The sequence below is a fragment of the Pseudomonas sp. AF03-9 genome (genome assembly GCF_020515815.1).
In the GTDB taxonomy this organism is placed as follows: Bacteria; Pseudomonadota; Gammaproteobacteria; order Pseudomonadales; family Pseudomonadaceae; genus Aquipseudomonas.
Genome location: NZ_JAHPJF010000013.1, coordinates 120,492 through 138,955, shown reverse-complemented (window position 1 = coordinate 138,955; position 18,464 = coordinate 120,492). Strand labels below are relative to the sequence as shown.

The window sequence follows — 18,464 nt, the reverse complement described above, 5'->3', positions numbered from 1 at the left end:
GGCTTGCCTGCGATTGCATCACCCTGGTCTGACTGAAAGACCGAGGTGCCTGCATCGCAGGCAAGCCAGCTCCCACAAAAGCCAGCCCCACACAAGACTGGCCAGCGGTGTGTTTAGAAGATGTAGTCGGTCGTCAGGAAGCTGGAGTCACGGTTTTTCAGGATATCGCTGACCAATGCCTTGTTGCCCTCCTGGAACTTGGTCGCCACCAACGTACGGATCGAGAACACGCGCAAGGCGTCATGCACCGACAGCGTGCCCTCGGCCGAGTTCTTGCGCCCGTTGAACGGGAAGGTGTCCGGCCCGCGCTGGCACTGGGCGTTGATATTGATGCGGCCGACCTGGTTGGCGAAGGTGTCCACCAGCTTGCCGACGGCTTCGGGGTTGGTGCCGAAAATACTCAACTGCTGGCCGAAATCCGAGTCCAGCACGTAGTCGATCACGGTCTCCAGGTCGCGGTAAGGCACGATCGGCACCACGGGGCCGAACTGTTCTTCGTGGTATACGCGCATCTGCGGGTTCACCGGGTACAGCACCGCCGGGTAGAAGAACGAACCGCGGCTTTCGCCGCCATGGGCGTTCACCACCTGGGCGCCGTGTTGCGCGGCATCGGCCACCAGGCCGTTGAGGTAGTCGACCTTGCCGGCTTCCGGCAGCGGCGTCAGCGAAACGCCGTCTTCCCACGGCATCCCGGGTTTGAGGGTGGTCAGCTTCTGGTTGAATTTCTCAATAAAGCTGGCGACTACGTCTTCATGTACAAAGAGGATTTTCAACGCGGTGCAACGCTGGCCGTTGAACGACAAGGAGCCGGTGACGGCCTCGCTCACGGCATTGTCCAGGTCCACCTCGGGCAGCACGATGCCAGGGTTTTTCGCATCCAGGCCCAGCGCCGCGCGCAAGCGGTGGGGCTTGGGGTGCAGCTTTTTCAGGTCGCTGGCAGCCTTGTTGGTGCCGATAAACGCAAAGATGTCGATCTTGCCGCTGGCCATCAGCGCGCTGACGGTCTCGCGGCCACTGCCGTAGATCACGTTGATCACCCCGGCCGGGAAGCTGTCGCAGAACGCTTCGAGCAACGGGCGAATCAACAGCACGCCAAGCTTGGCCGGCTTGAACACCACGGTGTTGCCCATGATCAGCGCCGGGATCAGCGTGGTGAACGTCTCGTTGAGCGGATAATTGTAGGGGCCCATGCACAGTGCCACGCCCAGGGGGACGCGGCGGATCTGGCCGAGTGTGTCCTGCTCCAGTTCGAAGCGGCTGGAGCGGCGGTCAAGTTCCTTGAGGGCGTTGATGGTGTCGGTGATGTAGTCGCAGGTGCGGTCGAATTCTTTCTGCGAGTCCTTGAGGTTCTTGCCGATTTCCCACATCAGCAGCTTGACCACAGCGTCGCGCTGTTCGCGCATGCGGTGCAAAAACGCTTCGACGTGCCTGATGCGCTCGACCACGCGCATCGTCGGCCATTCACCCTGGCCACGGTCGTAGGCGCGCACGGCGGCGTCGAGGGCGGTGAGGGCGGTGTCGGCGTCCAGCAACGGCGTGCTGCCGATATGCACGCGTTTTTCACCCAGTTGCACCGGGCTCTGCACCTGGGCGAGCGGCCCATTCCAGATCCGCAACTGGCCATCGACCAGATACTCGCGCTGTTCAATAGGCGCCGCCAGGCGGTATTGCTCGGGAATCTCGGCGGCGGAGGCGGGAAACAGCTGGGCGAGCAGGTTGCTGGTGGTCATGTCGCTACCCCTGGAATAGTTGCAAAACATGACTAGAGAGTCACCCATCAACAGGCTCTAAGGCAAGGCTTGTGCGCATTCTTGTACTCACGCTTGCGCGCGGCGGTTAAACTGCGCGCCTTATTTTGAAGGAGTTCACATGAGTCAGTACCAGCCGGGCATTCTTGCCGCACCGGTGCCTTTACAGGCACGCCATCTGTTTTTTGCCGTGGCTTCCCTGGACGCTGTGCCCGCTGCGCTGGGCGCACTGGTGCAGTTGATGGATTCGGCAGTGGTCGGTTTCGGTGAGCCGCTGGTGACTGCGCTCGGTGCGCAGATCGATGGCCTGCGTACGTTCCCGACCGTCAGCGGCCCGGGCGCGCACAACCCGTCCACCCAGCATGCGCTGTGGGTCTGGCTGCATGGCGTGGATCGCGGTGAACTGCTGTTGCGCAGCCGCGCGCTGGAAAAAGCCCTGGCCCCGGCGTTCAGTCTTGTGCAGTCGACCGAAGGCTTCCGCTACAAGACCGGTTTCGACCTCACCGACTACGAAGACGGCACCGAAAACCCCCACGACGACGCTGCCGTCGAGGCCGCCTTGACCGACAGCGGCGCCAGCTTCGCCGCAATCCAGCAATGGCAGCACGACCTCGATGGCTTCGCCGCGTTGCCGGCCCAGGAGCGCGACCACATCATCGGCCGCCGCCATGGCGACAACGAAGAACTCGACGACGCCCCGGAATCTGCCCACACCAAACGCACCGCCCAGGAAAGCTTCACCCCGGAAGCCTTTGTGGTCCGCCGCTCGATGCCTTGGGCCGAGAACGGCCAGGCAGGGTTGATGTTCCTTGCGTTCGGCCATTCGTTCGATGCGTTCGAAGCGCAACTGCGCCGCATGAGCGGCCTGGAAGACGGGATTGTCGATGGCCTGTATCGCATCAGTACGCCGTTGACCGGCGGATATTACTGGTGCCCGCCGATCAACGAAGGGCGTTTGGACCTGAGCGCGCTGGCGCGTTGAGCACGGCTTAACATGAAAATGCTGACAGCCCTGTAATCAGCCACTGAAAAAACTCCGCGCAGACCTTACTCTAGACACCTTTGTCACCTGCGCGGATCGTTCATGTCTTCTGTTGCCGATGGGTTGCCCCTCAATAAACGCCTGCCTGCCGTGATTGCGATTTCCCTGGGGATCGGCATGGCGACCCTAGACACGGCCATCGTCAATACCGCGTTACCGACCTTGGCGGAAGGCATCGGCACGGATTCCGCGTCGGTGATCTGGGTGGTCAACGCCTACCAACTGGCGATCATCGCCACCGTGCTGCCGTTCGCGTCGCTGAGCGATGTGCTGGGGCAGCGCCGGGTGTATCTCGGCGGCTTACTGCTGTTTATCGTCTCGTCACTGTTTTGCGGCCTGGCCGGTTCGCTGCAAACCCTGACCGCCGCGCGGGTGGTGCAGGGCCTGGGCGCCGCGGCGATCATGAGCGTGAATACCGCGTTGCTGCGGCATATCTACCCGTCCAACATGCTTGGCCGCGGCCTGGGCTATAACTCGCTGGTGGTGGGGCTGGCGTTTACCCTCGGGCCGACGGCGGCGTCGGCGATTTTGTCGGTCAGCACCTGGCACTGGCTGTACCTGATCAACGTGCCGCTGGGGGTGTTGGCCTTGGTCCTGGGCCTGCGTTCGTTGCCCACCTTGCCGATGACCGGGCACGCGTTCGACCGCCTCGCGGCGTTGTTGTGTGCTGGATTGTTCGCCCTGTTGGTGCTTGGCCTGGGCACGGCGGTGCATGGTGCCCAGGGGGCGTTGACGCTGGGGTTGATTGCGTTGGCGCTGGTCTGCGGTGTGTTACTGCTGCGGCGTCAGGCCGGGCATCCCGCGCCGATGCTGGCCCTGGATCTGTTCAAGCGGCCGCTGTTTGCCTTGTCGTCCCTGACGGCGATTTGCGCCTTCAGTGCCCAAGGCCTGGCCTTTGTGTCGTTGCCTTTTCTGCTGCAGGCGGTGTTGGGCCATAGCCAGGTGCAAACCGGTTTCCTGATGACGCCTTGGCCGGCAGTGGTCGCGGTGATGGCGCTGGTGGCCGGACGCTTGGCGGACCGGGTGTCACTGGGGCTGTTGTGCGGCATTGGCCTGTTGCTGCTCAGTGCCGGTATGGCCGCATTGGCCAGCCTGGGCGATGGGGCGTCGGCGTTCGATATTGGCTGGCGGATGGCGTTGTGTGGCGCCGGTTTTGGCTTCTTCCAGTCACCCAACCTCAAGGCCTTGATGACCAGTGCGCCGTTGGCCCGCAGCGGCGGCGCCAGTGGCATCGTGGCGATTTCACGCTTGCTTGGGCAGACATTGGGCGCGTCGTTGGTGGCATTGTGTTTTCACCTGTTCGTCGACAGCGGCCCGCAAGTCGCATTGTGGCTGGGCTGTGGCTTTGCCTTGGTGGGGGCGGTGGCCAGCGGCCTGCGTCTGTTGCCCTACGGAAAAAAGGCCGGGTAGGGCGTTGTAAAACACGCGTGTGGAAGGCTACCGTGGCGACCTGGATATTTCGGGATGTTTCAGTTTTATGACCAGCCTGGCCCAACGTACTGCTGACACGACCTCTCGCCGGGCTGCACTGACCCTCGCTTTCTGCCTGCCCAGTGACGTGCTGCTGTACTTGTTGCTGCCAATGGAATCCCAAGCGTTTGGCATCACCCTGGCCCAGGCCGGGGTGTTGCTGGCGGCCAATCGCCTGGTGCGGATTTTCGGTTACCGGCATGTGCTGAACTTCTACGCACGCAACGGCGACCGTCTGACTTGCATGATCGCCGCCGCTGCGGCGACGCTGTGCGCCCTGGGCAATTCAATGCTGTCGGGCTTCGCCGCCTTGTTGGGGCTGCGGCTGATCTGGGGCCTGTGTTTTGCCGCGCTGAACCTGTCGACCCAAGTACTCGCCACCTCAGAGCCAGCCGGTGCCGCACGCCGTGCCGGGCGCTCGCGGGCGGTGATCGCCCTGGGGCCGATGCTGGCGCTGCCACTGGGCGGTTGGCTGACGCTGTGGGCCGGGCCGCGGCCGATCTTCCTTATTCTTGCTGGCGCCTGCCTGGTGGGCCTGTGGATGGCGCGCGGCTTGCCCACTGCGGGCCATGATCTGCACAGCACCGGGCGCCGCTTCAAGTGGCCCGACAGTGTGGCGATGTGGTCGTTTATCGAAGGCGTGGCGTTGGATGGGTTGTTTATTTTCGGTCTGTCGATCCAGGCGCAGAAGATTCTCGGCGGCGACGCGGTACTGATCGCCGGTGGTTTGATGGCGCTGCGTTATCTTTCGGAAATGCTCCTGAGCCCGTTGGGCGGTCGCGCGGCCCAGCGATTTGGCGCGACCTCGATGTTGCTGCTGTTTTCGTTCCTGAGTGCCTTGGCCCTGACGGCGTTTTCCAGCTACTGGGTGATTGCGGGCGCGGCCGCGGTGCTGGTGCTGCGTGCGCTGCAACTGCCGTTGGTGACCACCCTGGTGGCCGAGCGCAACCCGGGGTCGATGCGCGTCTCGGCGCTCGCGTCAAATGCCGTGTGGCGTGACATCGGCGCGGGCCTCGGACCGTTGCTGGCGGGTTTACTGCTGCCGGTAGCCTCGGCACCGCTGGTGTTTGGCCTGGCCGGCGCGGCGATTGCGCTGAGTGCGTTGTTTTGCTGGCGGGCGCGCTGACTCAGGCTGCCTTGACGTGGTCCAGCCAGGCCGGATCGAGACGGGTTTGTTCGGTATCCATCCCCAGTGCCTGCATCTTCGCCTTATGCGCCTCGATCTCGCCGATCAACTGCACTTGCGCGCTGGAGTTGGCATCCAGTGCATGCATTTGCGTCAGGCCCAGATGGTAGAAACGCAGCAGCTTGATTGCGCTGGGGTCATTCGCCTGCACGCGTTCCGTGACCTTGTGCATCACGTTGGTCACGCTCATCAGGCTGCGCTTGAGTTGCCAGCCATATACGGCCGGTGCAAGCCAGGTTTGGCTCCAGAAAGGACCGCGCACCAGTGCCAAGGTGATCAGTACGCCAGCAAATACGCCGCCGACGTTGAAGCGAAAGTTGTCGCCGCCGGGTTCGCCGAACAGCATCACCGCGAGGCTGGACAAGAGCATCGCCAGGGCCAGGAACAGCACCGCCACAATCAGTGTGCTGCGGCGGGTTTGGCGGCGGTAGGTGACGGGGTCGCAGGGTTTGAGCTCGAACATCCGGGTGCAGTCTCCAGTGGCGTAGATGGGCATCTTCGCACACTGGATAGAAAGAGCCCCGCTTCAGCGGGGCTTTTACTTACTTCGGCGCGAGCCAAGTTACCTCGGTGATACCGAACTTTTCCGCCCAAGGGCGCGTGGTCTTCTTCACTTGTTCGTGTCCGACCCGGCCAATGCGGCTTACATGGGCGATGTCGGCATCCACCGCCGCCCAGTGCCAGGCCTCGGCGTTGTTCATCACTTCGGCGCGCACCACAAAGGACTTCGGTTGTCCGTGCAGTTGGTAATTGATCGTGTAGATTTTTGCGGTACTCATGTTGCCTCCCTGTGTTGTTATAAATGGATAGGGCGGCGTTCAAAAAGGTTCATTCAAAATGACAATCCGCACGTCGGCGCGGCATAGTGACGCCTCTGCCACGTGCCCAAGGAGTGCGCCATGTCCCACCTGAGTCATCGACAGTTGTACCTGCGACGCCTGGGCTATGACACTCCACCCGCGCCGACCCTGCAAACCCTGCGTGACCTGCAGTTGCGTCATGTGTGCACGTTTGCCTTTGAAAGCCTGTCGACCTTGCTGCGCCTGCCGGTGCCCATCGATCTGGCGAGTGTCGAGCAGAAGGTGTTGATCGAAGGGCGGGGTGGTTATTGCTATGAGTTGAACCAGATGTTCCTGTTGCTGTTGCAGGAACTCGGTTTCGACGCACGCGGCATTACCGGCCGGGTGGTGATGGGCGGGCCGCCGGATGCGCGCACCGCACGCACCCATCGCTTGAGCCTGGTGACCGTGGACGGCGTGCGCTACATCACCGATGTCGGTTTTGGCGGCATGGTGCCCAGCAGCCCATTGCAGTTGGACAGCGAGGCCGTGCAGGCCACGGCGCACGAGCCGTATCGGTTGACGCACAATGCAGACGGCAGCTACACGTTATGGGCCGAAGTCGCGGGGCAATGGCGTGGTTTGTATGTGTTCGACCTGCAGGTGCAGGCGGACATCGACTACGAAATCGGCAACTGGTACGTGTCCACTCATCCGGGGTCGCCGTTCGTGGGCCAGTTGAAGGCGGCGCTGTTGGCCGTGGGCAAACGCTATACGCTGAACAACGGCCACTACGCGGTGCATTACCTGGATAGGTCGAGCGAAAAACAGGTGGTCGCCAGCGCTGATGAGTTGCTGACGTTGCTGCATGAGACCTTTGGCATTCGCTTGCCAGCGCATCCGCAACTTCGCCCGGTACTTGAGGGCCTGGTGTTGGCGGGTTGCTGAAAATATTGAAATAGAGCCTTCGCTGAACCGTTTTATCTCCAGATCCGAGCAAATCAATTCGAACCTTTTTCCTACATTCAGGCTCGAATCGGTTCCGGAATGATTTGTTCAAATGACAAGGAGATGTAAAACGATGTCCAGGCTATTCGGAACAATCCTCAAGAACACCTCGGTATTCGCGCTAGTCGCAGCGCCGGCCGTGGTGTTTGCCGCACCGTCCACAGCACCGATTTCCACTTTCGGCCTACTGGGCAGCTATAACGATTTCAAGCTTGAAGGCGGCAGCCGCAGTGACAAGGACGACATGCCCGAAGCGGGCCTGTTCTATAACTTCGGCAACAAGCTCACCGCTGAATCCGGCTTCATCTACCAGGCCGGTGTCGAAGCCAAATACGGCAAAAAAAGCGACAACAAGCTCAAGGAAGGCCAGGCCGACCTCGATCTCGGCTGGCGTGCCGCGCTGGATGCGCGCAACTCGGTCGACGTGATTGTCGGTGGCGGCTACAGCTGGACCCGCTATGAGCTGGACTCCAATGACTACGACCTGGAACTGACCAGCAAATCGCCATTTGCCAAGGCCGCCCTGGGCTATAACCACCAGTTCAACGACATGACCTTGCGCGTTGAAGCCGGTGCCCGTCATACCCTCGACGGCCGCGCCAAGATCAAGGTGGATGGCCTTGGCAGCGATACCGTGGACCTCAAGGATCGCACCAACCCCTACGCGGAGGTCAGCCTGCTGATGAACCAGAAGGGCGACCTGCCGGTGGTTGCTGGCCTGTACTACACCCGTACCGAGTACAAGCTGGATGACGATTCGGAACTGGCGGATAACACCAGGCTCAAGCGTGATGAGTATGGAGTGAAGGTCGGTATCGCGTTCTAACGCCACACCGAGTCCCCCCTGTGGGAGCACCGACCTGTGTGGGAGGTTCGATGGTGGAGGGCAATATCTCCACCAACAGTGCCACCGCCTTCGCAGCCTCGCTAAAGCTCGACAGCTCTCACAGGGAATTACCTACTGCGCATCAACCCCGACCAACTGTGGGAGCGGGCTTGCCCGTGAAAGCGTCAGATCAGTCGACGTATCTGTGACTGACACTGCGCATTCGCGGGCAAGCCCGCTCCCCTATTTTTGACCGCATTCGTCAGAACAATCCGTTCAAGTGTCGGAGGGCCGTGTGACGATTCGGGCACAGGAATGCCTGTTGGAATGCACTCACTGCTAAAAACGCAAAACGGCGCCCGAAGGCGCCGTTTTGTTTACCGCATCTTGCTAAGCGATCAAACGCCCAACACCGCGTGCTGCACCAGAGTGAGCAACGGTTGTGGGTACACGCCCAGGAAGAACGCGAGCAGGGCGATGGCCAACAGCATCACGCCGCCTGCCTTCTGTTCCCAATGCAGCTCGGCATCCACGCGACGCAGGTTTGGCTCGATCAGGTACAGGGTGACCATCACGCGCAGGTAGTAGAACACGCCGATGGCGCTGCCCAGTACCAGCGAGGCAACCAACCACCACTGGTGGGCTTCAACGCCGGTGGCGACGATGTAGAACTTGCCGATGAAGCCTGCGGTCAGCGGGATACCGGCCAGGGACAGCATCATCACAGTGAGTACGGCGGTCAGGTACGGACGGCGCCAGAACAGGCCGCGGTATTCGTACAGGGCGTCGGCGTCACGGCCTTTGAACGGCGAGGACATCAGGGTGATCACGCCGAACGCACCAAGGCTGGTGATCACGTAGGTGACCAGATACACGCCCATGGCTTCCACGGCCAGGCCTTTGCTCGCCACCAGGGCGATCAGCAGGTAGCCGAAGTGTGCGATGGACGAGTAACCCAGCAGACGCTTGAGGTTGTTCTGGGTCAGGGCCAGCAGGTTACCGAACAGGATCGACGCGATCGCGATCACGGTCAGTACGTCGCTCAGGACGCCGGTGTTGGCGGCAGGGGAGATCTGGAACAGACGCACCATCACTGCAAACACGGCGACTTTCGACGCGGTAGCCAGGAACGCAGCCACCGGCGCCGGGGCGCCTTCGTACACGTCCGGGGTCCACAGGTGGAACGGCACCAGCGACAGCTTGAACGCCAGGCCGATCAGCATCATGGCCAGGCCCAGTTGGGCAATCGGCGCAGGCATGCTGGTGGTGGCCAGGGCATGACCGATACCGGTGAAGCTCAGGCTGCCGGCTTCGGCGTACAGCAGGGCCATACCAAACAACAGGAACGCGGAACCGGCGGCCGACAGCACCATGTACTTGATGCCGGCTTCCAGGGAACGCTTGTTGAAGAAGGCGTAGGCCACCAGGCCGTAGGTCGGGATCGACAGCAGTTCCAGGCCGATGAACAGGCCCGCCAGGTGTTGTGCGCTGACCAGCACGATGCCACCGGCCGCAGCCAGCAGGATCAGCAGGTACAGCTCTTCGCGGTTGCCTGGGTAGCCGGTGCCGCCTTCGCCGAGGTAGGCGTGGGCGAGGGTGACGCAGGCCAGTGTCGCCACCAGGATCAGTGCGATGTACAGCAGCGCGAAGTCATCGACCATCATCAGTGGCGTTACGGCCAGTGGCGCGACCTTGAGGGCCGGGATGATCGACAGCAGGGCCAGGTTCAGACCGGCACAGGACAGCAGGAACGTTTGTGAGTGATTGCGGCGCCAGGCGATAGCCAGCATCACCACCACGATGGTGAGGCTGGTAATCAGCAGCGGCGCAAGCGCGATAAAGTGTTGGATCGTGAATTCCATAGCGCTCTTACCGGGCCGAAGCGAGTTGAGAGAAGGCGGTGCCGAACCACTGCTGCACGCCATGCATCGTTGCGGCAGAAGTGTCCAGGAACGGTTGCGGGTACACGCCGATGTAGATCAGCAGTACCGCAAGGCCGAGCACCATGATCAGTTCGCGAGCATCCATCCCTTGCAGGACGGTGTCGGACTTGGCCGGGCCGAAGTAGGCGCGGTGGATCATGATCAACGAGTAGACCGAACCGAACACCAGGCCGGACGTTGCGATGGCGCTGATCCATGGCGTCTGCACGAAGGTCCCCATCAGGATCAGGAACTCGCCGATGAAGTTGCCGGTACCCGGCAAGCCCAGGGACGCGGCGGCGAAGAACAGGCTGATCGCCGGCAGGTAGGCGATGCGCGACCACACGCCACCCATTTCACGCATGTCACGGGTATGCAGGCGCTCGTACAGCTGACCGCTCAGGATAAACAGTGCAGCGGCCGAGACACCGTGGGCCAGCATCTGGATCACCGCGCCTTGCAGCGCCAGTTGGCTGCCGGAGTAGATGCCGATCAGTACGAAACCCATGTGGGAAACGGACGAGAAGGCAATCAGGCGCTTGATGTCGGTTTGGGCGAAGGCGAGGAACGCACCGTAGAAGATCCCGATCAGACCCAGGGTCATGGCGATCGGCGCGAACTCGGCCGAGGCATTCGGGAACAGCGGCAGGGCGAAACGCAGCAGGCCGTAAGCGGCAGTCTTCAACAAGATACCGGCCAGGTCCACGGAACCCGCGGTCGGTGCCTGGGCGTGAGCGTCAGGCAACCAGGAGTGGAACGGCACCACTGGCAGCTTCACCGCGAAGGCGATGAAGAAGCCCAGCATCAGGATGTACTCGGTGGTCAGGGACATCTTGGTTTTCAACAGGTCGGCGTAGTTGAAGGTAATCACGCCGGTGTTGTTGAAGTTGACCAGTACCAGACCCAGGATCGCCACCAACATGATCAGGCCGGAAGCCTGGGTGAAGATGAAGAACTTGGTCGCCGCGTAGATCCGGGTTTTCTTGCCGTCCGAAGAACTGTGACCCCAGAGCGCGATGAGGAAGTACATCGGCACCAGCATCATTTCCCAGAAGAAGAAGAACATGAACAGGTCGAGGGCGAGGAACACGCCAACCACACCGCCCAGGATCCACATCAGGTTCAGGTGGAAGAAGCCCACGTGACGCTGGATCTCTTTCCAGGAGCAGAGTACCGAAAGGATACCCAGCAGGCCGGTCAGCAGGATCATCAACAGCGACAGGCCGTCGAGGGCCAGGTGCACGTTGATGCCGAAGCGCTGGATCCACACATGCTTGAATTCAAGCGCGAAGGTGGGATCGACGCCCGGTGCCGGAGCAAATGAATAGTCGCCATGGGCCCACAGCCAGAGGCCGAGAGCGAGTTCCAGGGACATGGTCAGCAACGCAATCCAGCGGGGGAGGGTGGCGCCGAAGCGTTCACCCATCCAGCAGAGCAGGCCGCCGATAAAGGGGATCAGGATTAGCCAGGGCAGAATCATGACAGGCTCGTTTCCTTTCGCAAGTTCGCAAAGTTGGCAGTGTTCATAGTCAGACCGCTACCACGACGATGGCACCAATAACCAGCACAGCACCGGCAGCCATGGAAGCGGCATACCAACGCAGTTGACCGGTTTCGCTGCGGCTCAGGGCGGTGTGACCGGCCTTGGCGGCGCGCGGGATCAAACCGATGGTCTGGTCGAGCGGGTCTTTGCGCAGTACATGGCTGATGGCCAGGTAAGGCTTGACGAACAGTTTGTCGTAGATCCAGTCGAAGCCCCAGGCAGCGAACCACCAGGCGGACAGGAAGCGGCCAATGCCACTGTTGGCCACGGCCGTCACAAAGCGACGCTTGCCGAGGAACAACAGGGCTGCCAGCAGGATACCGGCGATGGCGATGGCGCCCGAGGCGATTTCCAGGCTGTGCTGGGCTTCGCCGCCGGCATGGCCGACGCTTTGCGGCAGTACACCGTGCAGGGGCGGGGTGATCATGGCGCCGACGAAGGTCGACAGCACGATCAGCACCGACAAAGGCAGCCAGTGGGAGATGCCGTGGCCTGCATGCGCTTCGGTCTTGGCTTCACCGTGGAAGGTGATGAAGATCAGGCGGAAGGTGTACAGCGAGGTCATGAACGCACCCACCAGGCCTGCGTACAGCAGGTTCTGGTTACCGCTGGCAAAGGCTTCCCAGAGGATTTCATCCTTGGAGTAGAAACCGGCGGTCACCAACGGCAGGGCGGCCAGGGCGGCACCACCGACGATGAAGCTGGCGTAGGCCAGTGGCAGTTTCTTCCACAGGCCGCCCATCTTGAAGATGTTCTGCTCGTGGTGGCAGGCAACGATCACCGCACCGGAAGCAAGGAACAGCAGGGCCTTGAAGAAAGCGTGGGTCATCAGGTGGAAGATCGCCGCGTCCCAGGCACCAACGCCCAGGGCCAGGAACATGTAGCCGATCTGGCTCATGGTCGAGTAGGCGAGGATCCGCTTGATGTCGGTCTGTACCAGCGCGGCGAAGCCGGCCAGTACCAGGGTCACGCCGCCAACGACGCCCACCAGGTGCAGGATGTCCGGCGCCAGGGTGAACAGGCCGTGGGTACGGGCGATCAGGTAGACACCGGCGGTGACCATGGTTGCGGCGTGGATCAGTGCGGAAACCGGGGTAGGACCGGCCATCGCATCCGCCAGCCAGGTTTGCAATGGCAGTTGCGCGGATTTACCCACGGCGCCGCCCAGCAGCATCAGGGTAGCGAGGGTGATCCAGAAGTCGCCGACCTGGAATTTCTGCGGCGCCAGTACCAGCAGTTCCTGGATGTTCAGCGTGCCCACCTGTTGGAACAGGATGAACAGGCCGATGGCCATGAACACGTCGCCGATACGGGTGACGATAAAGGCCTTGAGTGCCGCGTTGCCGTTGTTGCGGTTGCTGTAGTAGAAACCGATCAACAGGTACGAGCACAGGCCTACGCCTTCCCAGCCGAAGTACAGGAACAACAGGTTATCGCCCAGCACCAGGAACAGCATGCTGGCGATAAACAGGTTGGTGTACGAGAAGAAGCGCGAGTAGCCCGCTTCACCGCGCATGTACCAGGACGCGAACAGGTGGATCAGGAAGCCCACGCCGACGACCACGCCAAGCATGGTGATCGACAGGCCGTCGACGTAGAGGGCGAAGTTGGGCTTGAAGCCCTCCACCGACATCCACTGCCACAGCACCAGGGTGTAGTGACCGCCTTCCGGCGGCGCGACGTTGAATTGCCAGATGACATAGGCGGCGACGATCGCCGACAGGCCAATGGAACCCACGCCCACCAGGGCCGAGAGGTTTTCCGACCAGCGTCCGCGAGAGAACGACAGCAGCAGGAAACCGATCAGGGGAAATACGAAAGTCAGAAAGATCATGTTCATCCGCGCATCTCACTGGCAGCGTCGATATCAAGCGTGTGGAAGCGACGATACAGTTGCAGCAGGATCGCCAGGCCAATACTGGCCTCGGCGGCTGCCAGGCTGATCACCAGGATGAACATGACTTGTCCATCCGGCTGGCCCCAACGTGCGCCGGCAACGATGAAGGCCAGTGCCGCAGCGTTCATCATGATTTCCAGGCTCATCAACACGAACAGAATGTTACGGCGTACCATCAGGCCGACCAGGCCAAGGCAGAACAGGATGCCGGCGACCGCCAGACCATGCTCCAAAGGGATAGCAGGCATCGTCATTGCTCCTTGGCTTCGTTGCGGCCCAAGTGGAAGGCGGTGATGGCTGCAGCGAGCAGCAGCATCGAAGCCAGTTCGACCACCAGCAGGTATGGGCCGAACAGGCTGATGCCCACGGCCTTGGCGTCTACGGTGGTGTGGCCGATGGCCTGGCCGCTCTGGTGAGCGAACAGCACATACAGCAGTTCACCCAGCAGCAAGGCTGCCAGTACGACCGGGCCGAGCCAGATGCCGGGTTTGAGCCAGACGCGCTCCTGGGCGACCGAAGCCGGCCCGAGGTTGAGCATCATCACCACAAACACGAACAGCACCATGATGGCGCCAGCGTAGGCGATCACTTCCAGTACACCGGCGAACGGCGCGCCGAGGCTGAAGAAGGTCATGGCCACGGCGATCAACGAAATGATCAGGTAGAGCAGGGCGTGCACAGGATTGGTGTTGGTGATCACGCGAAGCGTGGACACCACTGCAATACCGGACGCGAAATAGAAAGCGAATTCCATCTTTCTTCCTTAAGGCAGCAAGCTCTTCACGTTGATCGGCTCGGCTTCGTTTTGTGCGGCGCCTTTCGGCTTACCGGCAACGGCCATACCTGCAACACGATAGAAGTTGTAATCAGGGTTTTTACCGGGACCAGAGATCAGAAGATCTTCTTTCTCGTACACCAGGTCCTGACGTTTGAACTCGGCCATCTCGAAATCCGGGGTCAGCTGGATTGCGGTGGTCGGGCAAGCTTCCTCGCAGAGGCCGCAGAAAATGCAGCGCGAGAAGTTGATGCGGAAGAAGTCCGGGTACCAGCGACCGTCTTCGGTTTCAGCTTTCTGCAGGGAGATGCAACCCACCGGGCACGCCACGGCGCACAGGTTGCAGGCTACGCAACGCTCTTCGCCATCGGGGTCGCGGGTCAGTACGATACGGCCGCGATAGCGCGGCGGCAGGTACACCGCTTCTTCCGGGTATTGCAGGGTGTCGCGTTTGCGAAAGCCGTGACCGAACACCATCACCAGGCTTCGCAACTGGGTACCGGTACCCTTAACGATGTCGCCAATATATTTGAACATGGGTCAAATCCTCACTGAACCGCGCCGGCGGGCGTGTTCAACAACACAACGGCAGCCGTCACCAGCAAATTGATCAGGGTCAGCGGCAGGCAGAAGCGCCAGCTGAAATCCATCACCTGGTCGTATCGTGGACGCGGAATGGAAGCGCGCAGCAGGATAAACAACATGATGAAGAACGCGGTCTTCAGGAAGAACCAGAAGAACGCCAACTGCGGCAGGATGCCGAACGGACCGTGCCAGCCGCCGAAGAACAGCGTGACCAGCAGGGCCGAGATCAAGATGATGCCAATGTACTCACCAACGAAGAACATGCCCCATTTCATGCCGGCGTATTCGATGTGGTAGCCGTCGGCCAGTTCCTGTTCCGCTTCCGGCTGGTCGAACGGGTGACGGTGAGTCACGGCGACGCCAGCGATGAAGAAGGTACAGAAGCCGAAGAACTGCGGAATGATGAACCACAGGTTCTGCGCCTGGTACTCGACGATGTCGCGCATGTTGAACGAGCCGACCTGCACCACGATGCCCATCAGCGCGAGGCCCATGAACACTTCGTAGGACACGGTCTGGGCCGAGGCCCGCAAGCTGCCCAGCAGGGCGAACTTGTTGTTGCTCGACCAACCGGCAAACAGCACCGCGTAGACCGACAAACCGGCCATGGCGAAGAAGAACAGCAAGCCGATGTTCAGGTCCGCCACGCCCCAGGTTGGGGTGATCGGGATGATCGCGAAGGCGATCAGCAAGGCGCTCATGGCCACCACCGGTGCCAGGGTGAAGATCACCTTGTCGGCAAAGGGCGGGGTCCAGTCTTCCTTGAAGAACATCTTCAGCATGTCGGCCGCGATCTGGAACATGCCGAACGGGCCAACGCGGTTCGGACCGTAACGGTCCTGCCACCAGCCCAGCAGGCGACGTTCGACGAAGCTGAGCAGGGCGCCCGCAACGACCACGGCCAACAGGATCACGATGGCCTTGACCACCGAGATGATCACGTCGATCACTTCAGGAGTGAACCAAGTCATTGCGCTGCCTCCTGCAGACCGTCAACGGTTTTGCCGAAGATCGCCGCTGGAATGCCGGCGATGCCTTTAGGCAGTGCAACCAGGCCAGCGCCCAGCTCTTCATTGATGCGCAGCGGCAGACGCAGGGTCTGGCCGGCCACGGTCAGGCTGAGCAGGGCACCGTCGTTGACGCCCAGGCGGTCGGCTTCGGACTTGGCCAGCGACACGTAGGCTTCAGGAATGCGACTTTGCACCGGCGCGGCTTTGGAAGAGTTCTCTTCGCTGCCGAACAGGTGGAAGAACGGCACAACCTGCCACGTGCCCTGGGCCGGGTTGAACGGACGCGGGACGGCGGCGAACCAGTTCAGCGAATCACCGGTGCTTTCGATCAGGCGGGTGCCCGGGTCGCCAGCGCGGATATGACCACCGACTTCGTCCTGGAACTTGTTCCAGGCCTGCGGCGAGTTCCAGCCCGGCGACCAGGCGAATGGCACCTGCTGACGCGGTTCGGCCGACCCCGAGTAACCTTCCATGGAGAAGGCGAACGCGGTATCCGTGTCTTGCGGAGTACGCGGTTCGTGCACGCTGATGTTGGCGCGCATGGCGGTACGACCGGAGTAACGCAGCGGCTCACGGGCCAGTTTCATGCCCTTGATGCGGAACGCGGCGGACGGCGCGGCGTCGACGATGCGGGCCAGTTGCGGCGCGCTCGCGGCGGTGGCAGCGGTCACGTGGTCGAGCTGGGTCCAGTCGATCGGCTGGTTCAGCAGGGTGGCGCGCAGGGCATGCAGCCAGCGCCAGCCTTCGTGAATCAGGATGCTGGCGTCCATGTACTTCGGATCGAACACCTGGAAGAAGCGCTGGGCACGGCCTTCCTGGCTGACCAGGGTACCGTCGCCTTCGGCGAAGGTGGCGGCTGGCAGCACCAGGTCGGCACGGTCGCTGGTGGCGGTCTTCTGGTGATCGGCGACGATCAGGACCTTGGCAGCGTCCAGTGCCGCGTCAACCTTGGCGGCATCGGTGCGGGTGTACAGGTCGTTTTCCAGCACCACGATGGCGTCGGCGTTGCCGTCGATCACCGCTTGCAGGCCGGCGTCCAGGGACTCGCCACCGAGCATGGCCAGGCCAAGGCTGTTGGCTTCCGGCACGACCAGGCTGATGGAACCGTTCTTGTCGCGCAGCTTCAAGGCCTTGGCGATGTTGGCGGCGGCTTCGATCAGCGCCTTGGAACCCAACGAGGTGCCGGCAATGATCAATGGACGCTTGGCGGCCAGCAGGGCGTCGGCGATACGCTGGGCCAGTGCGACGGCTTCGCTGTCCAGGCCTTCGACGGCAGGCGCACTGGCGTCGAGGGCGTGGGCCACGGCAAAACCGATGCGGGCCAGGTCGTCTGGTGCGGCGTGCACACATTCTTCGGCGATGTCGTCGAGCTTGGTTTCAGCCAGGCTGGCAATAAACAGCGGGTTCAGCGCGTGCTGGCCGATGTTTTTCACCGCCGCGTCGAGCCATGGCTGGACGCGCATGGCGTCGGCCATTTCTTCGGCCTTGCCCTTGACCGACTGACGCAGCGACAGGGCCACGCGGGCAGCGGTCTGGGTCAGGTCTTCGCCGAGCACGAAAATCGCGTCGTGGTCTTCGATGTCGCGCATGTTCGGGACTGGCAGCGGGCTGTCGTTCAGCACTTGCAGGACCAGGCGGATGCGCTCCAGCTCAGCGGCTTCGATACCGCTGTAGAAGTGCTCGGCACCGACCAGTTCGCGCAACGCGAAGTTGCTTTCGAGGCTGGCGCGGGGCGAACCGATACCGACGATATTGCGGCCGCGCAGCAGGTCGGCGGCTTTATCCAGCGCTTCGTCCAGGCTCAGCTTGCCGCCGTTGGCCAGCAGTGGCTGGCGTGGGCGGTCTTCGCGGTTGACGTAGCCATAGCCGAAACGGCCACGGTCGCACAGGAAGTACTGGTTGACCGAACCGTTGAAGCGGTTTTCGATCCGACGCAGTTCGCCGTAGCGCTCGCCCGGGGAGATGTTGCAACCGCTGGAGCAGCCATGGCAGATGCTCGGGGCGAACTGCATGTCCCACTTACGGTTGTAGCGCTCGGAGTGAGTCTTGTCGGTGAATACACCGGTCGGGCAGACCTCGGTGAGGTTGCCGGAGAACTCGCTTTCGAGCACGCCATCTTCAACGCGACCGAAGTACACGTTGTCGTGGGCGCCGAACACGCCGAGGTCGGTGCCGCCGGCGTAGTCTTTATAGAAGCGCACGCAACGATAGCAGGCGATGCAGCGGTTCATTTCGTGGGAAATGAACGGGCCGAGGTCCTGGTTCTGGTGGGTACGCTTGGTGAAGCGATAACGGCGCTCGTTGTGGCCGGTCATCACTGTCATGTCTTGCAGGTGGCAGTGACCGCCTTCCTCACAGACCGGGCAGTCGTGGGGGTGGTTGGTCATCAGCCATTCGACGACACTGGCGCGGAACGCCTTGGATTCCTCATCATCGATGGAAATCCAGGTGTTGTCGGTGGCTGGGGTCATGCAGGACATGACGATACGACCACGGGTGTCGTTTTCGTCGGTGTATTGCTTGACCGCGCACTGGCGACAGGCACCGACGCTACCAAGTGCGGGGTGCCAGCAGAAATACGGAATATCGAGGCCGAGTGACAGACACGCCTGTAACAGGTTGTCTGCCCCATCGACTTCGAGCGCTTTGCCGTCTACGTGGATAGTGGCCATG

At 61.7% G+C, this 18,464-nt stretch carries 16 protein-coding genes; 5 read left to right on the top strand and 11 right to left on the bottom strand.

All coding sequences use genetic code 11. The annotated features are described in order from the left end of the window. Positions 1-113 precede the first annotated feature (113 nt). Positions 114-1,730 (bottom strand): NADP-dependent glyceraldehyde-3-phosphate dehydrogenase, encoded by a 1,617-nt coding sequence (locus LIY36_RS17165; RefSeq protein WP_226456392.1) that lies wholly within the window; start codon positions 1,728-1,730, stop codon positions 114-116. 139 nt (positions 1,731-1,869) lie between these two features. Here LIY36_RS17165 and LIY36_RS17160 point away from each other — a divergent pair, with 139 nt between their 5' ends. The 3 genes from LIY36_RS17160 to LIY36_RS17150 all read left to right on the top strand — a co-directional run bounded on the left by LIY36_RS17160 (position 1,870) and on the right by LIY36_RS17150 (position 5,386). Further along, positions 1,870-2,730 (top strand): Dyp-type peroxidase, encoded by an 861-nt coding sequence (locus tag LIY36_RS17160; RefSeq protein WP_226456391.1) that lies wholly within the window; start codon positions 1,870-1,872, stop codon positions 2,728-2,730. Positions 2,731-2,832: 102 nt separating this feature from the next. Then, positions 2,833-4,200, top strand: coding sequence for an MFS transporter (locus LIY36_RS17155; protein ID WP_226456390.1), 1,368 nt, complete (start codon positions 2,833-2,835; stop codon positions 4,198-4,200). 67 nt (positions 4,201-4,267) lie between these two features. Beyond that, on the top strand, positions 4,268-5,386 hold the full coding sequence (locus LIY36_RS17150; RefSeq protein WP_192296571.1) for an MFS transporter: 1,119 nt from the start codon (positions 4,268-4,270) through the stop codon (positions 5,384-5,386). 1 nt (position 5,387) lies between these two features. Here LIY36_RS17150 and LIY36_RS17145 read toward each other — a convergent pair whose 3' ends face one another. Continuing rightward, a complete protein-coding gene (locus LIY36_RS17145) occupies positions 5,388-5,909 on the bottom strand; it encodes a DUF3087 family protein (RefSeq protein ID WP_192296570.1) in 522 nt (173 codons plus the stop codon). A 79-nt stretch (positions 5,910-5,988) separates the two neighbouring features. Further along, positions 5,989-6,225: a DUF6555 family protein gene (locus LIY36_RS17140; RefSeq protein ID WP_226456389.1), complete on the bottom strand. Its 237-nt coding sequence runs from the start codon at positions 6,223-6,225 to the stop codon at positions 5,989-5,991. 120 nt (positions 6,226-6,345) lie between these two features. Here LIY36_RS17140 and LIY36_RS17135 point away from each other — a divergent pair, with 120 nt between their 5' ends. Together LIY36_RS17135 and LIY36_RS17130 are read left to right on the top strand one after the other, a co-directional pair. Then, a complete protein-coding gene (locus tag LIY36_RS17135; protein ID WP_226456388.1) occupies positions 6,346-7,173 on the top strand; it encodes an arylamine N-acetyltransferase family protein in 828 nt (275 codons plus the stop codon). Between the two features lie 133 nt (positions 7,174-7,306). Beyond that, positions 7,307-8,059: an outer membrane beta-barrel protein gene (locus LIY36_RS17130; protein ID WP_226456387.1), complete on the top strand. Its 753-nt coding sequence runs from the start codon at positions 7,307-7,309 to the stop codon at positions 8,057-8,059. A gap of 398 nt (positions 8,060-8,457) precedes the next feature. Here LIY36_RS17130 and nuoN read toward each other — a convergent pair whose 3' ends face one another. Genes nuoN through nuoG form a run of 8 tightly spaced genes read right to left on the bottom strand, consistent with a single transcriptional unit; the run spans position 8,458 to position 18,463 of the window. Continuing rightward, positions 8,458-9,921, bottom strand: a complete 1,464-nt coding sequence (gene nuoN / locus LIY36_RS17125; protein WP_192296567.1) for an NADH-quinone oxidoreductase subunit NuoN — start codon at positions 9,919-9,921, stop codon at positions 8,458-8,460. 7 nt (positions 9,922-9,928) lie between these two features. After that, entirely contained in the window at positions 9,929-11,461 is a 1,533-nt protein-coding gene (gene nuoM, locus LIY36_RS17120; RefSeq protein ID WP_226456386.1) for an NADH-quinone oxidoreductase subunit M, read from the bottom strand. Between the two features lie 49 nt (positions 11,462-11,510). Continuing rightward, complete coding sequence (nuoL, locus tag LIY36_RS17115; protein ID WP_226456385.1) at positions 11,511-13,364, bottom strand: NADH-quinone oxidoreductase subunit L; 1,854 nt, start codon at positions 13,362-13,364, stop codon at positions 11,511-11,513. Beyond that, positions 13,361-13,669, bottom strand: coding sequence for an NADH-quinone oxidoreductase subunit NuoK (nuoK, locus tag LIY36_RS17110; RefSeq protein WP_003174727.1), 309 nt, complete (start codon positions 13,667-13,669; stop codon positions 13,361-13,363). The genes nuoL and nuoK overlap by 4 nt, the downstream gene beginning before the upstream one ends. Before the next feature lie 2 nt (positions 13,670-13,671). Further along, positions 13,672-14,175 (bottom strand): NADH-quinone oxidoreductase subunit J, encoded by a 504-nt coding sequence (nuoJ, locus tag LIY36_RS17105; RefSeq protein ID WP_003174726.1) that lies wholly within the window; start codon positions 14,173-14,175, stop codon positions 13,672-13,674. A gap of 9 nt (positions 14,176-14,184) precedes the next feature. Next, positions 14,185-14,733: an NADH-quinone oxidoreductase subunit NuoI gene (nuoI, locus tag LIY36_RS17100; protein WP_003174725.1), complete on the bottom strand. Its 549-nt coding sequence runs from the start codon at positions 14,731-14,733 to the stop codon at positions 14,185-14,187. Between the two features lie 11 nt (positions 14,734-14,744). Next, entirely contained in the window at positions 14,745-15,752 is a 1,008-nt protein-coding gene (gene nuoH / locus LIY36_RS17095; RefSeq protein ID WP_017137518.1) for an NADH-quinone oxidoreductase subunit NuoH, read from the bottom strand. Continuing rightward, a complete protein-coding gene (gene nuoG / locus LIY36_RS17090; RefSeq protein ID WP_226456384.1) occupies positions 15,749-18,463 on the bottom strand; it encodes an NADH-quinone oxidoreductase subunit NuoG in 2,715 nt (904 codons plus the stop codon). Before nuoG ends, nuoH begins: the two co-directional genes overlap by 4 nt. Position 18,464: the final 1 nt, after the last annotated feature.